This window comes from Mesorhizobium sp. WSM4935 (assembly GCF_029625735.1).
GTDB lineage: Bacteria > Pseudomonadota > Alphaproteobacteria > Rhizobiales > Rhizobiaceae > Mesorhizobium.
The window spans coordinates 249,066-266,156 of the sequence record NZ_JARTVR010000005.1 but is presented as its reverse complement, the minus strand read 5'-3'; the positions used below and the strand labels follow the sequence as shown (position 1 = coordinate 266,156).

The following is a 17,091-nucleotide window of genomic DNA, read 5'->3' as shown; positions in this document are numbered from 1 at the left end:
CGATAACCATCGCCAAGATCAGCAAAATTTAACCGACTTTCTTAAGCGCGCCGGTAAGAAGCGAGCGCTAATTTTTCTTCCCATAACGAGGCCGGAAAAACCGGCCCTGAGAGAACCGGAAAAACGGCCCTCAGGACTAACAGGGAAGACATCGATGAACACTGGACTGAAGCCAGTCTGGGCCGGGCGCAACATGCGTCTCGACCCGTTTCGCCTGCCGCAGATGGTGAGCTATGCCACCCGCGACGACTATGGCGACGTGACCTTCACCATCGACCAGCGCGGCGCCGTCATCCGCCGTGTGCTGGAGATGAGCGGCGTGCCGGCGATCATCGCGCTGCCCGCCAAGGCGTTCCGCGGTGTCGCCGCCCGCGCCATGGAGGATCCGGACGGCAACGTCACGGTGACACTCGAGCTCCTGCACAATGATCCGATGCTGTCGGTGCCGCTGCTGGTCGCCGACGACCTCGAGGACGTCGCCGCCGACTGGCGCGCCTGGGCCGACGCCTATGGCCTGCCGATGCTGCTGATCGAAGCCGACGGCATCGCCCGCACGCTGGAAGAATCGCTCGGCGCAGCCATCAAGGCGCTGCCGCCGCAGGAACGCCGCAAGGGCCGCGTCTCGACCATGCGCCGCCCGCGCTTCCTCGCCCGCCGCAAGGCCGGCAATCTGGGCTTGAGGCTCGTCATCGACGGCCAGGAGATTATTGCGAGAGAGTAGGTTTCTTCTCCCCGTCACTATACGGGGAGAAGTGCCCGGCAAGGCGATGAGGGGCAGCGCTGATCTTGGCGTTTAACCACCTCAAAATCTAATTCGACGCACGAGCCATACGGCTGCTACAAATTCGCCTTGCTTTCAAGGTTGGCGCCGCCCCTCATCCGGCTGCCGCCACCTTCTCCCCGTGCAATGGGGAGAAGGGAGACTACACCAGCGGCTTCAGCCAAATCCACACCGAGCCGCCGATCAGGCCGAGGAAGATCAGCCAGCCGACCTGGTTGTTCGACTTGAACAGTTTCAGGCACTGGTCCGGATTGTTGATGTCGAGCCGGATGATCTGGCGCGCCATATGCGCGCCGGCGGCGATCAGCCCGGCCAGCGCCACGATCGGCACCTGCGCCGAGGCAAAGGCGATGGCGAAGCAGATCAGCGCGCCGCCATAGAGCCCGGTGAGCCAGGTCTTGGTGTTGTCGCCGAACAGCCGCGCCGTCGAGCGCACGCCGACGATGGCGTCGTCTTCCTTGTCCTGATGCGCGTAGATCGTGTCGTAACCGATCACCCACAGGATCGAGCCGATATAGAGCATGATCGCCGGGTCATCGATGTCGCCGAACTCGACTGCCCAGCCCATCAGCGCGCCCCAGGAGAAGGCGAGCCCAAGCACGAATTGCGGCCAGTTGGTGATGCGCTTCATGAAGGGATAGACCGCGACGATCGCGAGCGAAGCGATGCCGAGCGGGATGGCAAAGCTGTTGAACTGCAACAGTACGGCCAGGCCCACCAGCGCCTGGATGATGACGAATGCCCAGGCCTGGGGGCGCGTCACCTTACCCGCCGGCAGCGGCCGCGACCGGGTACGCTCGACCTTGTTGTCGATGTCCTCGTCGGCGAGGTCGTTATAGGTGCAGCCGGCCCCGCGCATGGCAACGGCGCCGATGAAGAACAGCAGCAGGTACCAGGGCGCCGGAAGCAGCGTCAGCAGCGGGTCGGTCGGGCGCGGATAGGCGCCCGCGGCAAGTGCGGCCGACCACCAGCAGGGCCACAACAACAGCTGCCAGCCGATCGGCCGGTCCCAGCGCGCAAGCTGCGCATAGGGCCAGAGCCAACGCGGCAGCACCCGGTAAACCCAATGGCCGCTCGGCGCATCGGCGACACGGCCCTGGATCGCTTTGGACTGGACGGTTTCCATCACGCTGGAGTGGCAGCAGCAAGAGGCGCCGTCAAGCTGCCGCAGTGTCGCTTAGGCAGTGAAAACATCGTGACCGGCAAACCATGCCCTGGCGACGTCGATGAAGGCCATGGCCGCCTTCGACAGGCGCTGGCGCGTGTCATGCGTCAGGATGATGCGCTGCATCGGCAGCGGATCGGAGATCGGCTTGCAGACCAGCGGCAGGCCGTCATAGCTGCGGTCGCCATAGGGCCTCGTATAGCTGACCGCGACGCCGAATCCGTTCGCCACCATGGAGCGCTGTAGCTCGAACGAGCTTGTCGTTGCCCGGGCGATCGGCGACAGGCCGCGGCTGAGGAAGAGGTCCAGCATATGCTGCCAGCTGTGCGGCTGGTCGGTGGTGATCAGCGGATGCCGGGCGAGTTCCGCCAGGCTGACGGCGTGCTTGTCCGCCAGCGCATGGCCGGCCGGCAGAAGCGCGTGCGGCCGCAACTCATGCAGCAGAATGCGCTTGAAGTGCCCGGGCAGGCCGAGGTCGTAGGTGAGGCCGAGATCGACGGCGCTGTCGGCCAGGCGCCGCCCCAGCGTGTCGAAGGTCTCGTCGCCGATGACGACGGTGACGGCCGGGCAGCGCTCGGCGAAGGCGCGCATCAGCGCCGGCGCGAAATAGGGCGCCAGGTCCTCGAAGCAGCCGAGCACCAGCTCGCCGCCGACATCGGCGTCGCGCGATCCGAGCGCCGCCAACTCGTCCGCCTCGCCCAGCACCTGCCTTGCCTTGGCGACGGCCCTGCGGCCGAAGGATGTCAGCGAAACACCGCTTCCCCGCTGGCGCACGAACAGTTTCTGGCTAAGCGCGTTCTCGACATTGTCGATCGCCACCGAAATCGACGGCTGCGACACGTTCAGTGCCTGGGCTGCCGCGGTCACGCTGCCATAGCGAGCAACGGCAACGACATAGCGCAATTGGGTGAGCGTAAACTTCATAGGTCGAAACTATAAGCAGGATGTGAAGTTATTATTTTACTCGATATGAGCCGGCTGCGACAGTTGGGCGTCGCACACAAGGAGAGCGCGCCATGGCCAGCCCGAAGATCGATGCCTCGACGATTGCCGATTACCAGCGCGACGGCGCCGTCTGCATCCGCGGCGCCTTCAAGGATTGGGTCGATGTCATCGCCGCAGGCATCGAACGCAATATGCAGAACCGCAGCGCCAGGGCCTCCGACATCGCCGGCGGCAAGGGCAGCTTCTTCGACGATTACTGCAACTGGGAGCGCATCCCGGAATTCGTCAGGATCGTGCGCGAATCGCCGGCCGCCGAGCTTGCCGCCGCGGTCATGCAGTCGCGCAGCGCCCAGTTCTTCCACGACCACGTCCTGGTCAAGGAGCCCGGCACGCAGAAGCCGACGCCCTGGCATCAGGACATTCCCTATTATTTCGTCGACGGCAGCCAGACGGTGAGCTTCTGGATTCCGATCGATCCGGTGAAGGACGCGACGCTGCGGCTGATCGCCGGCTCGCACAAATGGGAAAAGATGGTGCTGCCGGTGCGCTGGCTGAACGACGCCAACTTTTACGCCGGCGAGGGCGATTACCTCCCGGTGCCCGACCCCGACAACGATCCTTCGATGAAGGTTCTGGAATGGGAGATGGAGCCTGGCGACGCCATCCTGTTCGACTTCCGCACCGCTCACGGCGCGCGCGGCAACCTGACCTCGGCGCGGCGCCGGGCGCTGTCGCTGCGCTGGGTCGGCGACGACGCGCATTATGTCGAGCGTCCCGGCCGCACCTCGCCGCCCTATCCCGGCCACGATATGAAGCCTGGCCAGAAACTGCGCGAGGACTGGTTCCCCGTCATCTACCAGAGCTGAGCCATCCTCAGGAGCTTGCGCCGTTTCGCCCGACCGCTGGAGGTCCGGGGCACGTCGCATCGGCTTTGATGAGGCCCATCTTCCCGTGCGCAATTGCCGCCAAAATGCCAAGACGCCTTGACCCGTCGCCCGCGGACCAATAGCGGGTTCGGGGAGACGATCAGCAAGAGGTGGCCATGAACGTTCTTCTTCTCGGTTCGGGTGGCCGCGAACATGCGCTCGCCTGGAAGATGTCCGCCTCGCCGCTGCTGACGAAGCTCTACGCCTCGCCCGGCAATCCCGGCATCGGCCGTGTCGCCGAACTGGTCAAGCTCGACGTTGCCGACCATTCCACAGTGGCCGCCTTCTGCCAGGAAAAGAAGATCGATCTCGTCGTGGTCGGCCCGGAGGGGCCGCTGGTCGCCGGCATCGCCGATGACCTGCGCGCCTGGGGCATCCGCGTCTTCGGTCCGTCCAAGGCTGCGGCGCGACTCGAAGGCTCTAAAGGCTTCACCAAAGACCTTTGCGCCAGGTTCAACATCCCGACCGCCGCTTATGGCCGTTTCAGCGACCTCGCCTCGGCAAAGGCCTATGTCGAAAAGACCGGCGCGCCGATCGTCATCAAGGCCGACGGGCTCGCCGCCGGCAAGGGCGTCACCATCGCCATGACGCTCGATGAGGCGAACGCCGCGCTGGAGGCCTGTTTCGACGGCGCCTTCGGCGCCGCCGGCGCAGAGGTCGTGGTCGAGGAATATCTGACCGGCGAGGAGGCGAGCTTCTTCTGCCTCTGCGACGGCGCCACGGCGTTGCCCTTCGGCACGGCGCAGGACCACAAGCGCGTCGGCGACGGCGATACCGGGCCGAACACCGGCGGCATGGGCGCCTATTCGCCGGCGCCGGTGATGACGCCGGAAATGAGCGAACGCACCATGCGCGAGATCATCGAGCCGACCATGCGCGGCATGGCGAATCTTGGCACCCCTTTCGCCGGCATCCTCTTCGCCGGGCTGATGATCACCGACCAGGGCCCCAAGCTGATCGAATACAACACCCGCTTCGGCGATCCCGAATGCCAGGTGCTGATGATGCGGTTGAAGGACGATCTGCTCGTCCTGCTCAACGCCGCCGTCGACGGCCAGCTCGCGCATATGTCGGTGCGCTGGAGCGACGACACGGCGCTGACCGTGGTGATGGCGGCGCGGGGCTATCCCGGCACGCCGGAAAAGGGCTCGGTCATCCGCGGCCTCGACGAGGCGGAAGGCGAGGGCGTCCAGGTCTTCCATGCCGGCACCGCCATCAATGGCGGCGCGCTGGTCGCCAATGGCGGCCGGGTGCTCAACGTCACCGCGCTCGGCAAGACCGTCGGCGAGGCGCAGGCCAAGGCCTATGCCGCGATCGACCTGATCGACTGGCCGCAGGGCTTTTACCGCCACGATATCGGCTGGCGCGCCGTCGAGCGCGAGAAGGCCGGCGGCTGACCCCTAGGGAAGAAAGAGGAACTTGTCGCTGCAGGTCCTCAGCGGTTTGGCGCGGGCATTTTTGCTAATGATCCCTCAAAAGGTACAAGTTGCCAAGGTAGCCTGCACCGATAATGCCTGCGGCTACCATGAACAAAAAGATGGCTACTACTAAACGGCGCCCCTGAAGCGACCCGCCTGATCTGCGGATGGTTCGGCCGGCCAGCTTGAGAACTTCCACGGCAACAATCGCCGCGACCGCCGAAGGAAGAAGCGCCACGAGCATCTTCGCTGTTGGTGGATGATTGTACAGGCCAATGATCGCCTCGCCGAACTGGTAGAGGAAGATCGGTACGGACGTGACGAGGCCACCGAGCGCAAAGTACATCGCCAAGCGCCAAGGCCAGTCCACAAGCCATCGCTTTCCGCCCAGCCTTTGGACACGATAGTCGAGCGCCGCAACACCTAGGCTGACAAGCACCCAGAAGGATCCGATCCACCAATTCATCCGGGTGTTCTATCGTTCTGCCAGTTAGTTTGAGATTAAACTCTCAAAAATCTGCGCAGATGATGGTCAGGCAGCCTTGCTTCTATCAGTCCGCGTCCAGGCCGGCAGCCAGTCGCCATGCGCGGCAAGCAGGTCGTCGACCAATGACCAGATCTGATCGAGATCGAGCTCGGCCGCGGTGTGCGGGTCCATCATCGCCGCGTGGTAGATGTGCTCGCGGTTCTCGGTCGTGAGCGCCCGCACCGTCAGCTCCTGCACATTGATGTTGGTGCGGATCAGGGCCGTCAGCTGCGGCGGCAGGTCGCCGATATAAGTAGGCTGGATGCCGGAGGCGTCGACCAGGCAGGGCACTTCCGCCGCGCAGTCGGCAGGCAGCGAGGTGATGCAGCCATTGTTGCGGACATTGCCGTAGATAACCGACGGCTCGCCGGTCCACACCGAGTTCATGATCGAGGAGGCGTATTCCTTCGACTGCTCGACCTCGATCCGTTCGGCCGAGCGATAGGCCTCCGCCTGTCCCTTCCAGCGCTCGATCTGCTCGATGCAGCGTTTTGGATATTCGTCGAGCGGAATGCCGTATTTCTCGATCAGGTCGGGACGGCCCTCCTTGATGAAATAGGGCGTGTATTCGGCGAAATGCTCGGAGCTTTCGGTGACGAAATAGCCGAGCCGCGTCAGCATCTCGTAGCGCACCTTGTTCGGGCAACGCGGGTTCCAGCCGGGCTTCGGCGCGCGGCCTTCGCGATAGGCGCGCACGAGGTCGGGATAGAGGTCGCGGTAGGAACCGTCCCGCTGGCGATGCTCGAATTTGAGATAAAAGGCCATGTGGTTGATGCCGGCCGAGCGGTAGCGGATCTCGTCATAGGGAAGGTCGAGATCATGCGCCAGCTCCATCGCCGTGCCCTGCACCGAATGGCAGAGTCCCACCTGCCTGATCGCGGGATATTTCTCGGCGATCGCCCAGGTGTTTATCGCCATCGGGTTCACATATTGCAGCATGATCGCTTCCGGGCAGACGGCGAGCATGTCCTCGCAGATCTTCCACAGATGCGGCACGGTCCTTAAGCCGCGCATGATGCCGCCGACGCCGAGCGTGTCGGCGATGGTCTGGCGCAGCCCGTATTTCTTCGGCACCTCGAAATCGGTGACGGTGCAGGGCTCGTAGCCACCGATCTGGAAGGCAACGACGACGAAGTCGGCGCCCGCCAAGGCCTTGCGCTGGTCGGAATAGGTCTCGGCCTTGGCCTCGACCCCGAGGGTCGCGATCAGCTTGTTGACCACGAGGGCGCTCTCTTCCAGCCGCTGCGGGTTGATGTCCATCAGCGCGATCGTCGCGCCCGACAGCGCCGGTCGCTGCAGCACGTCGCCGATGATGTTCTTCATGAACACCGTCGAGCCGGCGCCGATGAAAGTGATCCTGGGATTTCTAGCCACTGTAAGCCTCCGGAATATGGTCACGCCACGTCGAATGCGGCCCTGACGAGCCGTTCGGTGTAGGCGGTCTTGGGATTGGAAAGGACCTCGTCGACGGGTCCCTGTTCGACGATCTTGCCGTGCTGCATGACGATGACCCGGTGGCAGAGCGCCCGCACCACCTTGAGGTCGTGCGAGATGAACAGGTAGCTCAAGCCCCGCTCGTCCTGCAGCTTGCGCAACAGGTCGATGATCTGCGCCTGTACGGAAAGGTCGAGCGCCGAAGTCGGCTCGTCGAGCAGGATGAATTCGGGCTCCAGCGCAATCGCCCGCGCGATCGCGATGCGCTGCCGCTGGCCGCCGGAGAATTCATGCGGGAAGCGCGACAGGATGTTGCGTGGCATGCCGGCGCTGACCAACGCCTCGCGCACCCGCTCGACCCGCTCGCGCCGCGTCGCGCCCAGTCTGTTGACCACCAGCCCTTCCTCGATGATCTGGCCGATCGTCATGCGCGGATTGAGCGAGGAGAACGGATCCTGGAAGACGATCTGCATGCGCGAGCGCAGCGGCCGCATCTCGGCGCGCGACAGCTTCTCGATCGGCTGGCCGTCGAAGCGGATTTCGCCACGCTTAGCGTCCTGCAATCTGAGCAGCGCCTGGCCGAAGGTGGTCTTGCCGGAGCCGGATTCACCGACCAGCCCGAGCGTCTCGTGGCGGCAAAGCTTCAGGTCGAGATCGTCGACCGCGACCAGTTCGCGCCAGTCCGGCTTCAGGAAAGAGCCGTGGCGCAGCATGAAGCAGACGCGCACGCCGTTCGCCTTGAGGATGGTGCCGCTGCCGTCCGGCAGCGGCTTCGGCCGGCCGTGCGGTTCGGAAGCGAGCAGCCGCTGTGTGTAGGAATGCTGCGGGTTGGCGAATAGCCGCTCGGTGACGTTGTGCTCGCGCATCTCACCATGCTGCATGACATAGACATAGTCGGAGAACTTGCGCACCACGGTGAGGTCGTGGGTGATCAGGATCACCGCCATCTTCAGCTCTTTCTGAAGATTGCGGATGAGGTTGAGGATCTGCGCCTGCACCGTGACGTCGAGCGCGGTGGTCGGCTCGTCGGCGATCAGCACGTCGGGTTCGTTGGCCAGGGCCATCGCGATCATGACGCGCTGGCGCTGGCCGCCGGAGAGCTGATGCGGATATTGCTTGAGCCGCGCCTCCGGCTCGGGGATCTGGACATGCTTGAGAAGCTCGAGCGCCCGCGCCCAGGCCTCCCTGCGGCTCACCTTGCGATGCACCCGGATCGCCTCGACGATCTGACTGCCGACCGTATAGATCGGGTTGAGCGAGCTCATCGGCTCCTGGAAGATCATCGAGATGCGGTTGCCGCGCAGCTTGCGCCGGGCGCTCTCGGGGAATTTCAGGATGTTCTGGCCGAGATATTCGACGCTCGACTTGGGCGACACCGTCGCCCGCCGCGACAAGAGCCCCATGACGGTGCGGGCCGTCACCGACTTGCCGGAGCCGGATTCGCCGACGATCGCGATGGTCTCGCCGCGATAGAGCTGGAACGAGACGTCCTTGACCGCCTCGACGGTGCCGTGCTCGACCTTGAAGGCGACCTCGATGTTACGGGCGTCGATGATCGGCTGGTCATGGCGCGCGCCATGATCATGCCGGGCGGCCGGTGCGAAATTGTCTGAAAGCGCGATCGTCGTCATCCGGCCACCTCAATAGGGATCGACGGCATCGCGCAGGCCGTCGCCCAGCGCGTTGAAGGCAAAGACGGTGATCAGCACGAAGCCGACCGGCGAAAGGATCCACGGATAGGTGCCGATGACCGAATAGGTCGCCGTGTCCTGCAGCATCAGCCCCCATGAGATCAGCGGCGGCTTCACCGCGAAGCCGAGGAAGCCGAGAAAGGCTTCGAGCAGCACCACGGTCGGGATCGCGATTGTCACCGCGACGATCACATGGCTCATCACATTGGGGAAAATGTGCTGCATGATGATGCGCCGGTCGGTCGCTCCCACCGCCATGGCGGCGCGCACATAGTCGATGCGCGCCAGCGCCAGCGTCTTGCCGCGCACCTCGCGCGACATCTGCGCCCAGCCCAGCGCCGACATGACGATGATGACGAAGGCGAGGAAGACATTGGTCGGCGCGGTGACCGGGATCAGCGTGGTCAGCGCGAGATAGAGCGGCAGTTGCGGGAAGGCGAGCACCAGCTCGACGAAGCGCTGCACCCAGACATCGAACTTGCCGCCGAAATAGCCGGAGACCATGCCGACGGTCGTGCCGATTACGGTGATGATGAAGACGACCGTCAGCGCGATCATCAGCGAGACCCGCGAGCCGTGGATGGCGCGCGACAGCACGTCGCGGCCGAACTTGTCGGTGCCGAGGAAATGCACCGGCTGGCCGTCCATCGAGCCGAAGAAGTGCCGGTCCGCCGGGATCAGCCCGAAGAGCCGGTAGGGCGCGCCCTCGACGAAGAAGCCGAGCAGCCGCGGATGGTCGTAGTCGGGGCCGACGATCGGCTGGAAGGTGACGGGATCGAGGTCGGTCGATTCCGCCAGCGCATAGATCCTCGGCCGGAAGGTGAAATTGCCGTCCTTGTCGTGAAAGCTCGGCACCTCCGGCGGCGCGAAGGCGACATCGGTCGCCTTCGGATCCGAGGGCGCGATGAAATCCGCGAACACCGCCATGACGAGCAGAAGCACCACCAGGAACAGCCCTGCCATGCCGGTCCAGGAGCGCTTCAGACGACGCCAGACCAGCGCGATATAGCTTTCGTTGCCATGCGCCGGCTCGGCTATGATCACGCCTTCCGCGGGCAAGGGAGTAAGGGGCGTCGGGGAGGGGTCGCGCGCCAGCATCTAGCGCTCCCCGAACTGGCGAATGCGGGGATCGAGCAGCACGAGCAGCATGTCGGCGATGATGTTGCCGACGATCAGTGTCGCCGACAACACCATCATGAAGGTTGCGGTGACATAGACGTCGCCCACCGCCATCGAGCCGACGATCGCCGGCCCGACGGTCGGCAGCGCGAAGATGATTGCCGTTTCGATCTCGCCGGTGAGCATATAGGGCAGCACCACGCCCTGATACATCACCAGCGGGTGCAGCGCGTTGGGCACGGCGTGCCGCATCACCACCGCGCCGCCGGTCAGGCCTTTGGCCTTGGCCGTCTCGACATATTGCATGTTCAGCGTGTCGAGCAGATTGCCGCGCATGACGCGCATATTATAGGCGAGGCCGCCGAAGGTCGCGATCGCCACCACCGGCCAGACATGCTTGACCAGGTCGACGAATTTCGCCCACGACCACGGCGCGCCGCCATATTGCGGCGAGAAGAACGAGCCGATCTCCGACACGTTGAACTGGAAAACCAGCAGATAGACGATGATCAGCGCCATCAGGAAGCGCGGCACCGTCATGCCGAGGAACGAGATCGCCGAAAGTGTCGAGTCGATCCAGCTATACTGCCTCGTCGCCGCCCAGATTCCGAAGGTGATGCCGAGCACCGAGGCGAGCAGGTGGCAGACCAGCGCAAGCAGCAGCGTGCGCGGCAGGCGTTCGCCCACCACATCGGCCACCGGCTTGTTGTAGTAGAGGCTGTAGCCGAAATCGCCGCGGGTGACGATGCCACCGATCCAGTTGAGGTACTGGATGGGCAGCGGCTTATCGAGGCCGTGTTCCTTCCGATAGGCCTGTGCCTGTGCTTCGGCCTCGGCGTAGGAGGCGCCGCCCTGGTTGATCAGCTGCGATCTTATGTAGTCGGCGTAGTCGCCGGGCGGCGCCTGGATGATGGCGAAGGTGGCAAGACTCAAGATGGCCAGCACGGGGATCGCCGACGTTATGCGCATGACCAGGAATCGCAGCATAGGCGGTCCGCTTCCTTCTTGCCGGTCGCTCCGTTGCGGAGCATTCGCAGGTTTGGTCTTGACCCGGCCGCGCCGCGGCGCGGCCGGGTTCCTCGGTCAGGGGAGGTAAACCTTACATCGGGCCCTTGTCTCCGGGCTTGCCGGGAAGCTCCTCGGGGAAGAGTTCGTACTTGGCCTGTTTGTCCGCCTTGACGAAGACGCGCTCGCGGATGATCGAGTCCTCGGCCCAGTTGAACATGAAGATCGGCGTTCCCTGCGGGATGTTCGAGAAGCGCTTGTTGACGATCAGCGCGCCGGGATATTCCGTCAGGCCGACATTATAGACATGCTCGGTCGAGATCTTCTGGAACTTCTTCATCAGCTCGGCGCGTTGGTCGTTGTCCTGCGTCGACACGAACTTGTTGACGATGTCGACGAGGTCCTTCTCGAAGGGCATCATGTCGACCTCGCCGCTTTCCGGCGCCCGGTGGTTCCAGCTGGTCTTCGGACCGACCGGCGCGAGCTGCTCGGTGTTCTGCACGACCGAGGTCAGCTCCTGATCGTTGCGCCGGATCAGCCAGTCGAAGCGGCCGGAATATTGCGTGGCGTCACGCTGGGTGCCGTTGAGCCCGTTGAGCACGACCCTGATCCCCAGCTTTTCCATCTGCGCGACAACGCCTTCGGCAAGGCTCTTGTCGGTCGTGTAGTCGTTGTTGACCAGCATCACGATCTCGACATCCTTGCCGCCGGCGGTGCCGGCCGGGAAGTTCACGATGCCGTCGCCGTCAGTGTCCTTGAGGCCGGCCTTGGCGAGCAAGGCCTTGGCCCCCTCGAGGTCGAAGGGATAGTAGACGGTCGATTTGCGGTCGTAGAAGCTGGTGCCCGAGGAGAAGCCGCCGGGATAGATGGCGGTGAACGGTCCCTTGACCAGCGAATCGCCCAGCGCCTTGCGGTCGAGGGCCATGGTGACGGCCTTGCGGAAGTCCTCGTTGCGGTTCAACTCGCGGATCGCCTGGCCGCGCTCGTCCGGGTTGCCCCAGCCATTGGCGGAAAAATTCATGCGCAGATTGTAGCCGATGAGGCGCGGGCCGAAGGCAAGGCGCGCCGGCGCGTTCGGGTCGGCAGCGCGCTTCAGCGAGGCGACGAAGTTCTCGGGCTGCTCGAGGTTGGAGAAGTCGCCCGAGCCGGCAACAGCCTGGACGTCGCGGTCGGCCCAGGTCGAGAGCTTGTATTGCAGCTCGTTGAGGTAGGGCAGCTGGTTGCCCTTCTCGTCGACCTTCCAATAATAGGGATTGCGGCGCATCACGATGATGTCGTCCGGCCTATATTCGACCGGCACCCAGGCGCCCATCACCGGCATGTTCATATATTCCGGCGGGAAGGCGTTCTTGAACTGGTCGTAGGTGTTCTTCGAATATTTCGGATGCTGCGGCTTCAGTATATGCGAGGGACCGGGGCAGAACGTGCCGTAGGCCATGGCGTAGAGATATTGCCGCGGGAACGCCTCCTTGAAGGTCCACTCGACGGTGTAATCGTCGATCTTCTTCAGCGTCGTGCCGACACCGAAGGTTTCCGGGGTCGCGCCGTTCAGCGGCGAGACGTTCGGATCGACGACCTCGTCGTCCCAGTAGAACATGACGTCGTCGGCATTGAACGGGACGCCGTCGGACCATTTGGCGCCTTCGATTAGATGCATGGTCAGCTTGTGGCCGTCCTTCGACCACTCCCAGCTCTTGGCGAGGTTCGGCAGCGGCTCGGTATCCTTCGCCTCGACCTGGAACAGCGGCGCGGTGCGCGTCAGGCATTCGGAGAGCCCGATGTCGATGCCCCCCCAGCCTTGCGTCTGGCCGGCGCCGTAGTTCCAGCCCTCAGGCCGGCCGCCGATGACATGGCGCATCGTATCGCCATAGACGCCGATGCCGTCGGGCATGTTGGCGGTCTTGAAGACCAGCGGCTCCTTGGGCAGCCTGTCCTTGACCGGCGGCAGCTTGCCGGTCTTGACGTATTTCTCGGTCACCCAGTCCGGCTCGTGATATTCGGGCAGCGCCTTGAACTCCAGGATGGAGTCGCGCGCCACATAATGGATCTTGCCTTCGGCCGGAAACGTCGCCGGCTCGGGTGGGATCGTCGGCTCGGATGCGAAGGCGTATGCCGGAATGGCAACGCTCATCACCAGTCCGGCGGCAAAGCCAAGTCTGCGTAAGGTCCTCATCGTCTCCTCCCAGTTGTTTTGGACGCCTGCTGCTGCCCGCGTCTTGTTTCTGGACGGCTGATCCGGCGGGCGCGCCCCCTGCATGTCCGCCTGCCTGCCGGCGACATCAGCCGGCTTGTTTGAGTGCCGCCTTTTCGGCGCGCAATTCCTCTATCGAGCGCACGCTGCGCCGCGCGGCACCCGCCCAGTCGCGGGTCTTGACCTTGGAATTCGAAAGCCGCTCCTTCGCGGCCGGAACGGCATGCGCATATTGCGGCAGCCACTGCGCCTGGGCGACGACCATCTCGTCCACCATCTGCCAGACTTCCTCCGGCGTCGACACGGCACCCACCAGCGGGTCGTGGAGCACGGCGAGCTTCAAGAGATCGATGTCGCCGGCGATCGCGGCGTGCACCGACATGCGCTGGACATTGATCGAGGCCATGCAGGTGGCCGCGCACGCCTCCGGCAGCGTGATGCCGGCCGCCATGTTGATGCCGAAACGGTCGACGAAGCCGGGCGATTCGATGATGGCGTCCTGCGGCAGGTTGGTGATCACGCCGTTGTTCTTGACGTTGAAGTGGCCGCGATAGACGCGGTTGGTCTCCAGCGCTTCGAGGATGTGGCTGGCATGCTCGTTGGAGCGCTTTGCCGGGTCGATCGGCTTCGAGGCCGCTTCGAGGAATTGCGGATATTCCGTCTCGAACCAGTTGCGGGTCTCGGTCGAATAGCGCAGATAGCCGCCGGTCTCGCCATGGATCCAGTCGGACATGTCGATCCAGCGTGTGATCTCCTCGGGGCGCTTGCGGTACCAGGGCAGATATTCGGAAAGATGTCCGTTGCTTTCGGTCGAATAGACGCCGAAGCGCTTCAGCACGTCGATGCGCAGCTTCTCCTGCTTCGAATAGACCGGGTGCGCCTCGAAGGCGGCGACCAGCTCGTCCTTGCCGATCGTCCGGCCGTTCAGCCTGAGCTCGATGAACCAGGTCTGGTGGTTGATGCCTGAGCATACATAGTCGAGCTCGCTTGGCGACTTCGCGCCGAGCACCTCGGCGATCTGCTCGGCGCCGTGCTGCACGCCGTGACAGAGCCCGACCGTGTCTACCTTGCCGTACTCGATAGCGGCCCAGGTGTTCATCGCCATCGGGTTGGCGTAGTTGAGGAACTTGGCGCCGGTCGCGGCAACCTCGCGAATATCCTTGCAGAAGTCGAGGATCACCGGGATGTTGCGCTGGCCGTAGAGGATGCCGCCGGCGCAGATCGTGTCGCCGACGCATTGGTCGATGCCATATTTCAGCGGGATGCGGATGTCATCGGCATAGGCTTCGAGCCCTCCGACGCGCACGCAGCTGATGATGTAGCGCGCTCCTTCCAACGCCTCGCGGCGGTTCGTGGTCGCCGTCACTTTCGTCGGCAATTTGTTCGCCTCGACGATCCGGTCGAGGATCGCCTTGATCATCCCGAGATTGTGCTCGCTGACATCGGTCAGCGCGAATTCGATGTCCTTGAACTCCGGCACGCAGAGGATGTCGGTGAACAGCTTCTTGGTGAAGCCGACGCTGCCGGCGCCGATAATAGCGATTTTGAAACTCATCACCTTCACCTCGATCCGTTCGAATGCTAGGCAAGGAGCAACGGAGGAGGATATGGCCGCACGCAACAGCGCGCATGCCATTCAAAGCCGGAAATCCGGCTTTTTCTCCTCCGCCCGCTCCTCGACCGCGGGTCTTTCGCGTTCTTGAGGGCCCGATTATGCGCTTATTCGCCGGCGCGGCCAGAGAAGGATTATGCTTTCGAGGGTAATTTTGTGCTGCGGGACCTAATCGCCAATGGAAAGCTGATGCGGACGATCTCGCTGCCGCGCGGCCGCCAGCGCCTGCATGCCATGCCGACCAGCACGGGCTACGAGCTGCGCGAGGACGAAACCTACGACTGGGACGGGCGAAAGCGCGGCCAGACGCCGTTCACCGTCCTCCAGCACACGATCAGCGGCACCGGTCAGCTGCGCTACGAGAGCCGCAACTATCGCCTGCAGGCGAACGACACGCTACTGGTTCTGGTGCCGCACAACCACCGCTACTGGTTGGCCAAGGGCGATCGCTGGGAATATTTCTGGATCTCGATGAATGGCGAGGAGGCGCTGCGCATCCACAAGTCGATCCTGAGCGTCTCGGGCCCGGTGTTCCGGCTGCAGCCGGCGACCATCGATCACCTTGCCAATTGCAGCCTGCGGCTGATCAAGGGCGCCGCTTCGCCGGGCGCTGCCTCGGCGATCGCCTATGAGGCGGCGATGGCGCTCTATGACGATGTCTTCGGCTCCCATGCCTTCGCCGAGAAGCAGAGCGCCATGCAGCCTGTCATCGACCACATCAACGCCAATCTCGACAGGCCGCTGCCTGTGGCGGAGCTTGTCGAGATCAGCGGCCTCAGCCGCGCCCATTTCTCGCGCTGCTTTGCCGAGAGCGAAGGACTGCCGCCGGCCGAATTCGTGCTGCAGCAGCGCCTGCAGCGCGCGGCGAAGCTGCTCACCAAGGCGGATTTCCTGCCGGTGAAGGAGGTCGCGGTGTTGTGCGGCTTCGAGGATGCGAACTACTTCTCCAAGGTCTTCCGCCGCTGCTACGGCATCAACCCGACGCAGTTCCGCACCACCGGCATGTATGCCAGCCTCGGCAATCATCGCTGATGGCTTCAAAGCTTTTGGCGGAAGTCAGCGCTTGGCGCTATCGAGCGCGGTCGAAGCGGTACTGACCGGATCGGCCGCGGCAAAGGCCGCGTCGATCTGCTCGGGCGTGCGCTGTCCGGAGCGTTTCCAGGCGACATATTGCACGATGCCGAAGATGGCACGCCGCGGCACCGTCTTCACCACCGGCATGCGGAACTCGTCGCGGAATCTTTCCCAACGCGCGCCGAGCACGGCCACCATCTCCTCGAAGGTCGGGGGCGTCGCCACATCGGCATAGGTGATGGTGACCTTCCCGGCGAGCGCTGCCTCGCGCGAGACCGGCACCGGGATCGAGGCGAGATAGTCGGACGGCACGTCGAGCAGCCCGCCAAAGGCCCATTGCCGGCGCAGCTCGTCGGCGCCCATCGGCGCGACGCTGACGTCGATGTCGTTGGGCGTGCCGGGCACCCGGTAGGGGCAGGAGAAGCGGCCGCAATTGGCCTGCGCCGAGAATTGCCAGAGCGTATAGCCCTGCCAGTTGCCCATCGGGAAATGCACGTCGATGTCGGGCTTGTAGCGCGCATACCAGAGCGGCAGCCGCGACAGGAGACGATACTGGTAGCGATTGTCGGCGATATATTGGGCTGTCTTGCCGTTGACATAGAGGACCGGGAAGCGGCCGAGGCGGCGATGCACCTGGCGCACGAATTCCTCGGCGTCCTCCAGCGACATCCATTGCGTTGGATCGATGCCTTCGATGTCGAGAGCCATCAGCTCATCCGGCGCCGGTTCCGCGAAATCGATGAAATTATTGGCCTGCTCGACCGGATTGCCGGGCCTGGCGAGGTGATAGGCGCCCCATTTCAGGCCAAGCGCCTTGGCCACTACCTTGCGCGTCTGGAACAATTCGCGCGTCACCGCATGGCGCTTCCACAGCGTTTTGCACAGTTTGACGTCGGTCTCGCTGCCGAAGCAGAAATAGGGCGGCGGCAGCCCATCGGACGCCTTGTTGATGAAGCCGACGACGCGCTTGTCGGTGACGAGCTGCTGCCAGTCGATGGAATTGTATTCGTACGCGTCGATCACCAGCGGGCGGTCAGCATTCTTCCACGGCTCGGAGAAATCCGAGGCCTTTGCCGCCGTGCCCAGCGCAACCGCCGCAGCGAGAAGCGCCAGGCGGCGAAGAGGGCGCGCCGGCTTTTTCAATCAGGGTGTCCCCACTGACCAGAGGGCGATCCTGAACCGCTATGGTTAAGGAAGTGCTTCA

At 63.9% G+C, this 17,091-nt stretch carries 14 protein-coding genes; 4 read left to right on the top strand and 10 right to left on the bottom strand.

All coding sequences use genetic code 11. The annotated features are described in order from the left end of the window. Positions 1-154 precede the first annotated feature (154 nt). Positions 155-721: a DUF6101 family protein gene (locus P9273_RS15870; RefSeq protein ID WP_041002489.1), complete on the top strand. Its 567-nt coding sequence runs from the start codon at positions 155-157 to the stop codon at positions 719-721. A gap of 202 nt (positions 722-923) precedes the next feature. Here P9273_RS15870 and ubiA read toward each other — a convergent pair whose 3' ends face one another. Together ubiA and P9273_RS15860 are read right to left on the bottom strand one after the other, a co-directional pair. After that, positions 924-1,907, bottom strand: a complete 984-nt coding sequence (gene ubiA / locus P9273_RS15865) for a 4-hydroxybenzoate octaprenyltransferase (RefSeq protein WP_278049781.1) — start codon at positions 1,905-1,907, stop codon at positions 924-926. A gap of 51 nt (positions 1,908-1,958) precedes the next feature. Beyond that, the gene (locus P9273_RS15860) at positions 1,959-2,870 is read right to left on the bottom strand and encodes a LysR family transcriptional regulator (RefSeq protein ID WP_278049753.1); all 912 of its coding nucleotides are present in this window, start codon (positions 2,868-2,870) and stop codon (positions 1,959-1,961) included. Between the two features lie 92 nt (positions 2,871-2,962). On the opposite strand from P9273_RS15860, the gene P9273_RS15855 reads away from it, so the two are divergent. Beyond that, positions 2,963-3,757, top strand: a complete 795-nt coding sequence (locus P9273_RS15855) for a phytanoyl-CoA dioxygenase family protein (RefSeq protein WP_278049752.1) — start codon at positions 2,963-2,965, stop codon at positions 3,755-3,757. A gap of 176 nt (positions 3,758-3,933) precedes the next feature. Continuing rightward, on the top strand, positions 3,934-5,214 hold the full coding sequence (gene purD / locus P9273_RS15850; protein ID WP_278049751.1) for a phosphoribosylamine--glycine ligase: 1,281 nt from the start codon (positions 3,934-3,936) through the stop codon (positions 5,212-5,214). Positions 5,215-5,278: 64 nt separating this feature from the next. On the opposite strand, the gene P9273_RS15845 is transcribed toward purD, so the two are convergent. The 7 genes from P9273_RS15845 to P9273_RS15815 all read right to left on the bottom strand — a co-directional run bounded on the left by P9273_RS15845 (position 5,279) and on the right by P9273_RS15815 (position 14,756). After that, entirely contained in the window at positions 5,279-5,701 is a 423-nt protein-coding gene (locus tag P9273_RS15845; RefSeq protein ID WP_278049750.1) for a hypothetical protein, read from the bottom strand. A gap of 66 nt (positions 5,702-5,767) precedes the next feature. Continuing rightward, a complete protein-coding gene (locus P9273_RS15840; RefSeq protein WP_278049749.1) occupies positions 5,768-7,135 on the bottom strand; it encodes an alpha-glucosidase/alpha-galactosidase in 1,368 nt (455 codons plus the stop codon). A 20-nt stretch (positions 7,136-7,155) separates the two neighbouring features. Then, positions 7,156-8,826, bottom strand: coding sequence for an ABC transporter ATP-binding protein (locus P9273_RS15835; RefSeq protein WP_278049748.1), 1,671 nt, complete (start codon positions 8,824-8,826; stop codon positions 7,156-7,158). A gap of 9 nt (positions 8,827-8,835) precedes the next feature. Beyond that, the gene (locus P9273_RS15830; RefSeq protein WP_278049746.1) at positions 8,836-9,984 is read right to left on the bottom strand and encodes an ABC transporter permease; all 1,149 of its coding nucleotides are present in this window, start codon (positions 9,982-9,984) and stop codon (positions 8,836-8,838) included. Next, a complete protein-coding gene (locus tag P9273_RS15825) occupies positions 9,985-10,992 on the bottom strand; it encodes an ABC transporter permease (protein WP_278049745.1) in 1,008 nt (335 codons plus the stop codon). A gap of 112 nt (positions 10,993-11,104) precedes the next feature. Next, a complete protein-coding gene (locus P9273_RS15820; RefSeq protein WP_278049744.1) occupies positions 11,105-13,183 on the bottom strand; it encodes an ABC transporter substrate-binding protein in 2,079 nt (692 codons plus the stop codon). Positions 13,184-13,289: 106 nt separating this feature from the next. Further along, the gene (locus P9273_RS15815) at positions 13,290-14,756 is read right to left on the bottom strand and encodes an alpha-glucosidase/alpha-galactosidase (protein ID WP_278049742.1); all 1,467 of its coding nucleotides are present in this window, start codon (positions 14,754-14,756) and stop codon (positions 13,290-13,292) included. 246 nt (positions 14,757-15,002) lie between these two features. On the opposite strand from P9273_RS15815, the gene P9273_RS15810 reads away from it, so the two are divergent. Next, a complete protein-coding gene (locus P9273_RS15810) occupies positions 15,003-15,845 on the top strand; it encodes an AraC family transcriptional regulator (protein WP_278049741.1) in 843 nt (280 codons plus the stop codon). Positions 15,846-15,869: 24 nt separating this feature from the next. Here the strand turns inward: P9273_RS15810 and P9273_RS15805 are convergent, their stop codons facing one another. After that, entirely contained in the window at positions 15,870-17,030 is a 1,161-nt protein-coding gene (locus P9273_RS15805; RefSeq protein ID WP_278049740.1) for a glycoside hydrolase family 25 protein, read from the bottom strand. Positions 17,031-17,091 lie beyond the last annotated feature (61 nt).

Excerpts from the sequence above, each read along its gene's own strand:
- P9273_RS15830 (WP_278049746.1), bottom strand. The coding sequence starts at position 9,984 with ATGCTGGCGCGCGACCCCTCCCCGACGCCCCTTACTCCCTTGCCCGCG.
- P9273_RS15815 (WP_278049742.1), bottom strand. The coding sequence starts at position 14,756 with ATGAGTTTCAAAATCGCTATTATCGGCGCCGGCAGCGTCGGCTTCACC.
- P9273_RS15845 (WP_278049750.1), bottom strand. The coding sequence starts at position 5,701 with ATGAATTGGTGGATCGGATCCTTCTGGGTGCTTGTCAGCCTAGGTGTT.
- ubiA (WP_278049781.1), bottom strand. The coding sequence starts at position 1,907 with ATGGAAACCGTCCAGTCCAAAGCGATCCAGGGCCGTGTCGCCGATGCG.
- P9273_RS15855 (WP_278049752.1), top strand. The coding sequence starts at position 2,963 with ATGGCCAGCCCGAAGATCGATGCCTCGACGATTGCCGATTACCAGCGC.
- P9273_RS15825 (WP_278049745.1), bottom strand. The coding sequence starts at position 10,992 with ATGCTGCGATTCCTGGTCATGCGCATAACGTCGGCGATCCCCGTGCTG.
- P9273_RS15820 (WP_278049744.1), bottom strand. The coding sequence starts at position 13,183 with ATGAGGACCTTACGCAGACTTGGCTTTGCCGCCGGACTGGTGATGAGC.
- P9273_RS15860 (WP_278049753.1), bottom strand. The coding sequence starts at position 2,870 with ATGAAGTTTACGCTCACCCAATTGCGCTATGTCGTTGCCGTTGCTCGC.
- P9273_RS15870 (WP_041002489.1), top strand. The coding sequence starts at position 155 with ATGAACACTGGACTGAAGCCAGTCTGGGCCGGGCGCAACATGCGTCTC.
- P9273_RS15835 (WP_278049748.1), bottom strand. The coding sequence starts at position 8,826 with ATGACGACGATCGCGCTTTCAGACAATTTCGCACCGGCCGCCCGGCAT.
- P9273_RS15810 (WP_278049741.1), top strand. The coding sequence starts at position 15,003 with ATGCGGACGATCTCGCTGCCGCGCGGCCGCCAGCGCCTGCATGCCATG.
- purD (WP_278049751.1), top strand. The coding sequence starts at position 3,934 with ATGAACGTTCTTCTTCTCGGTTCGGGTGGCCGCGAACATGCGCTCGCC.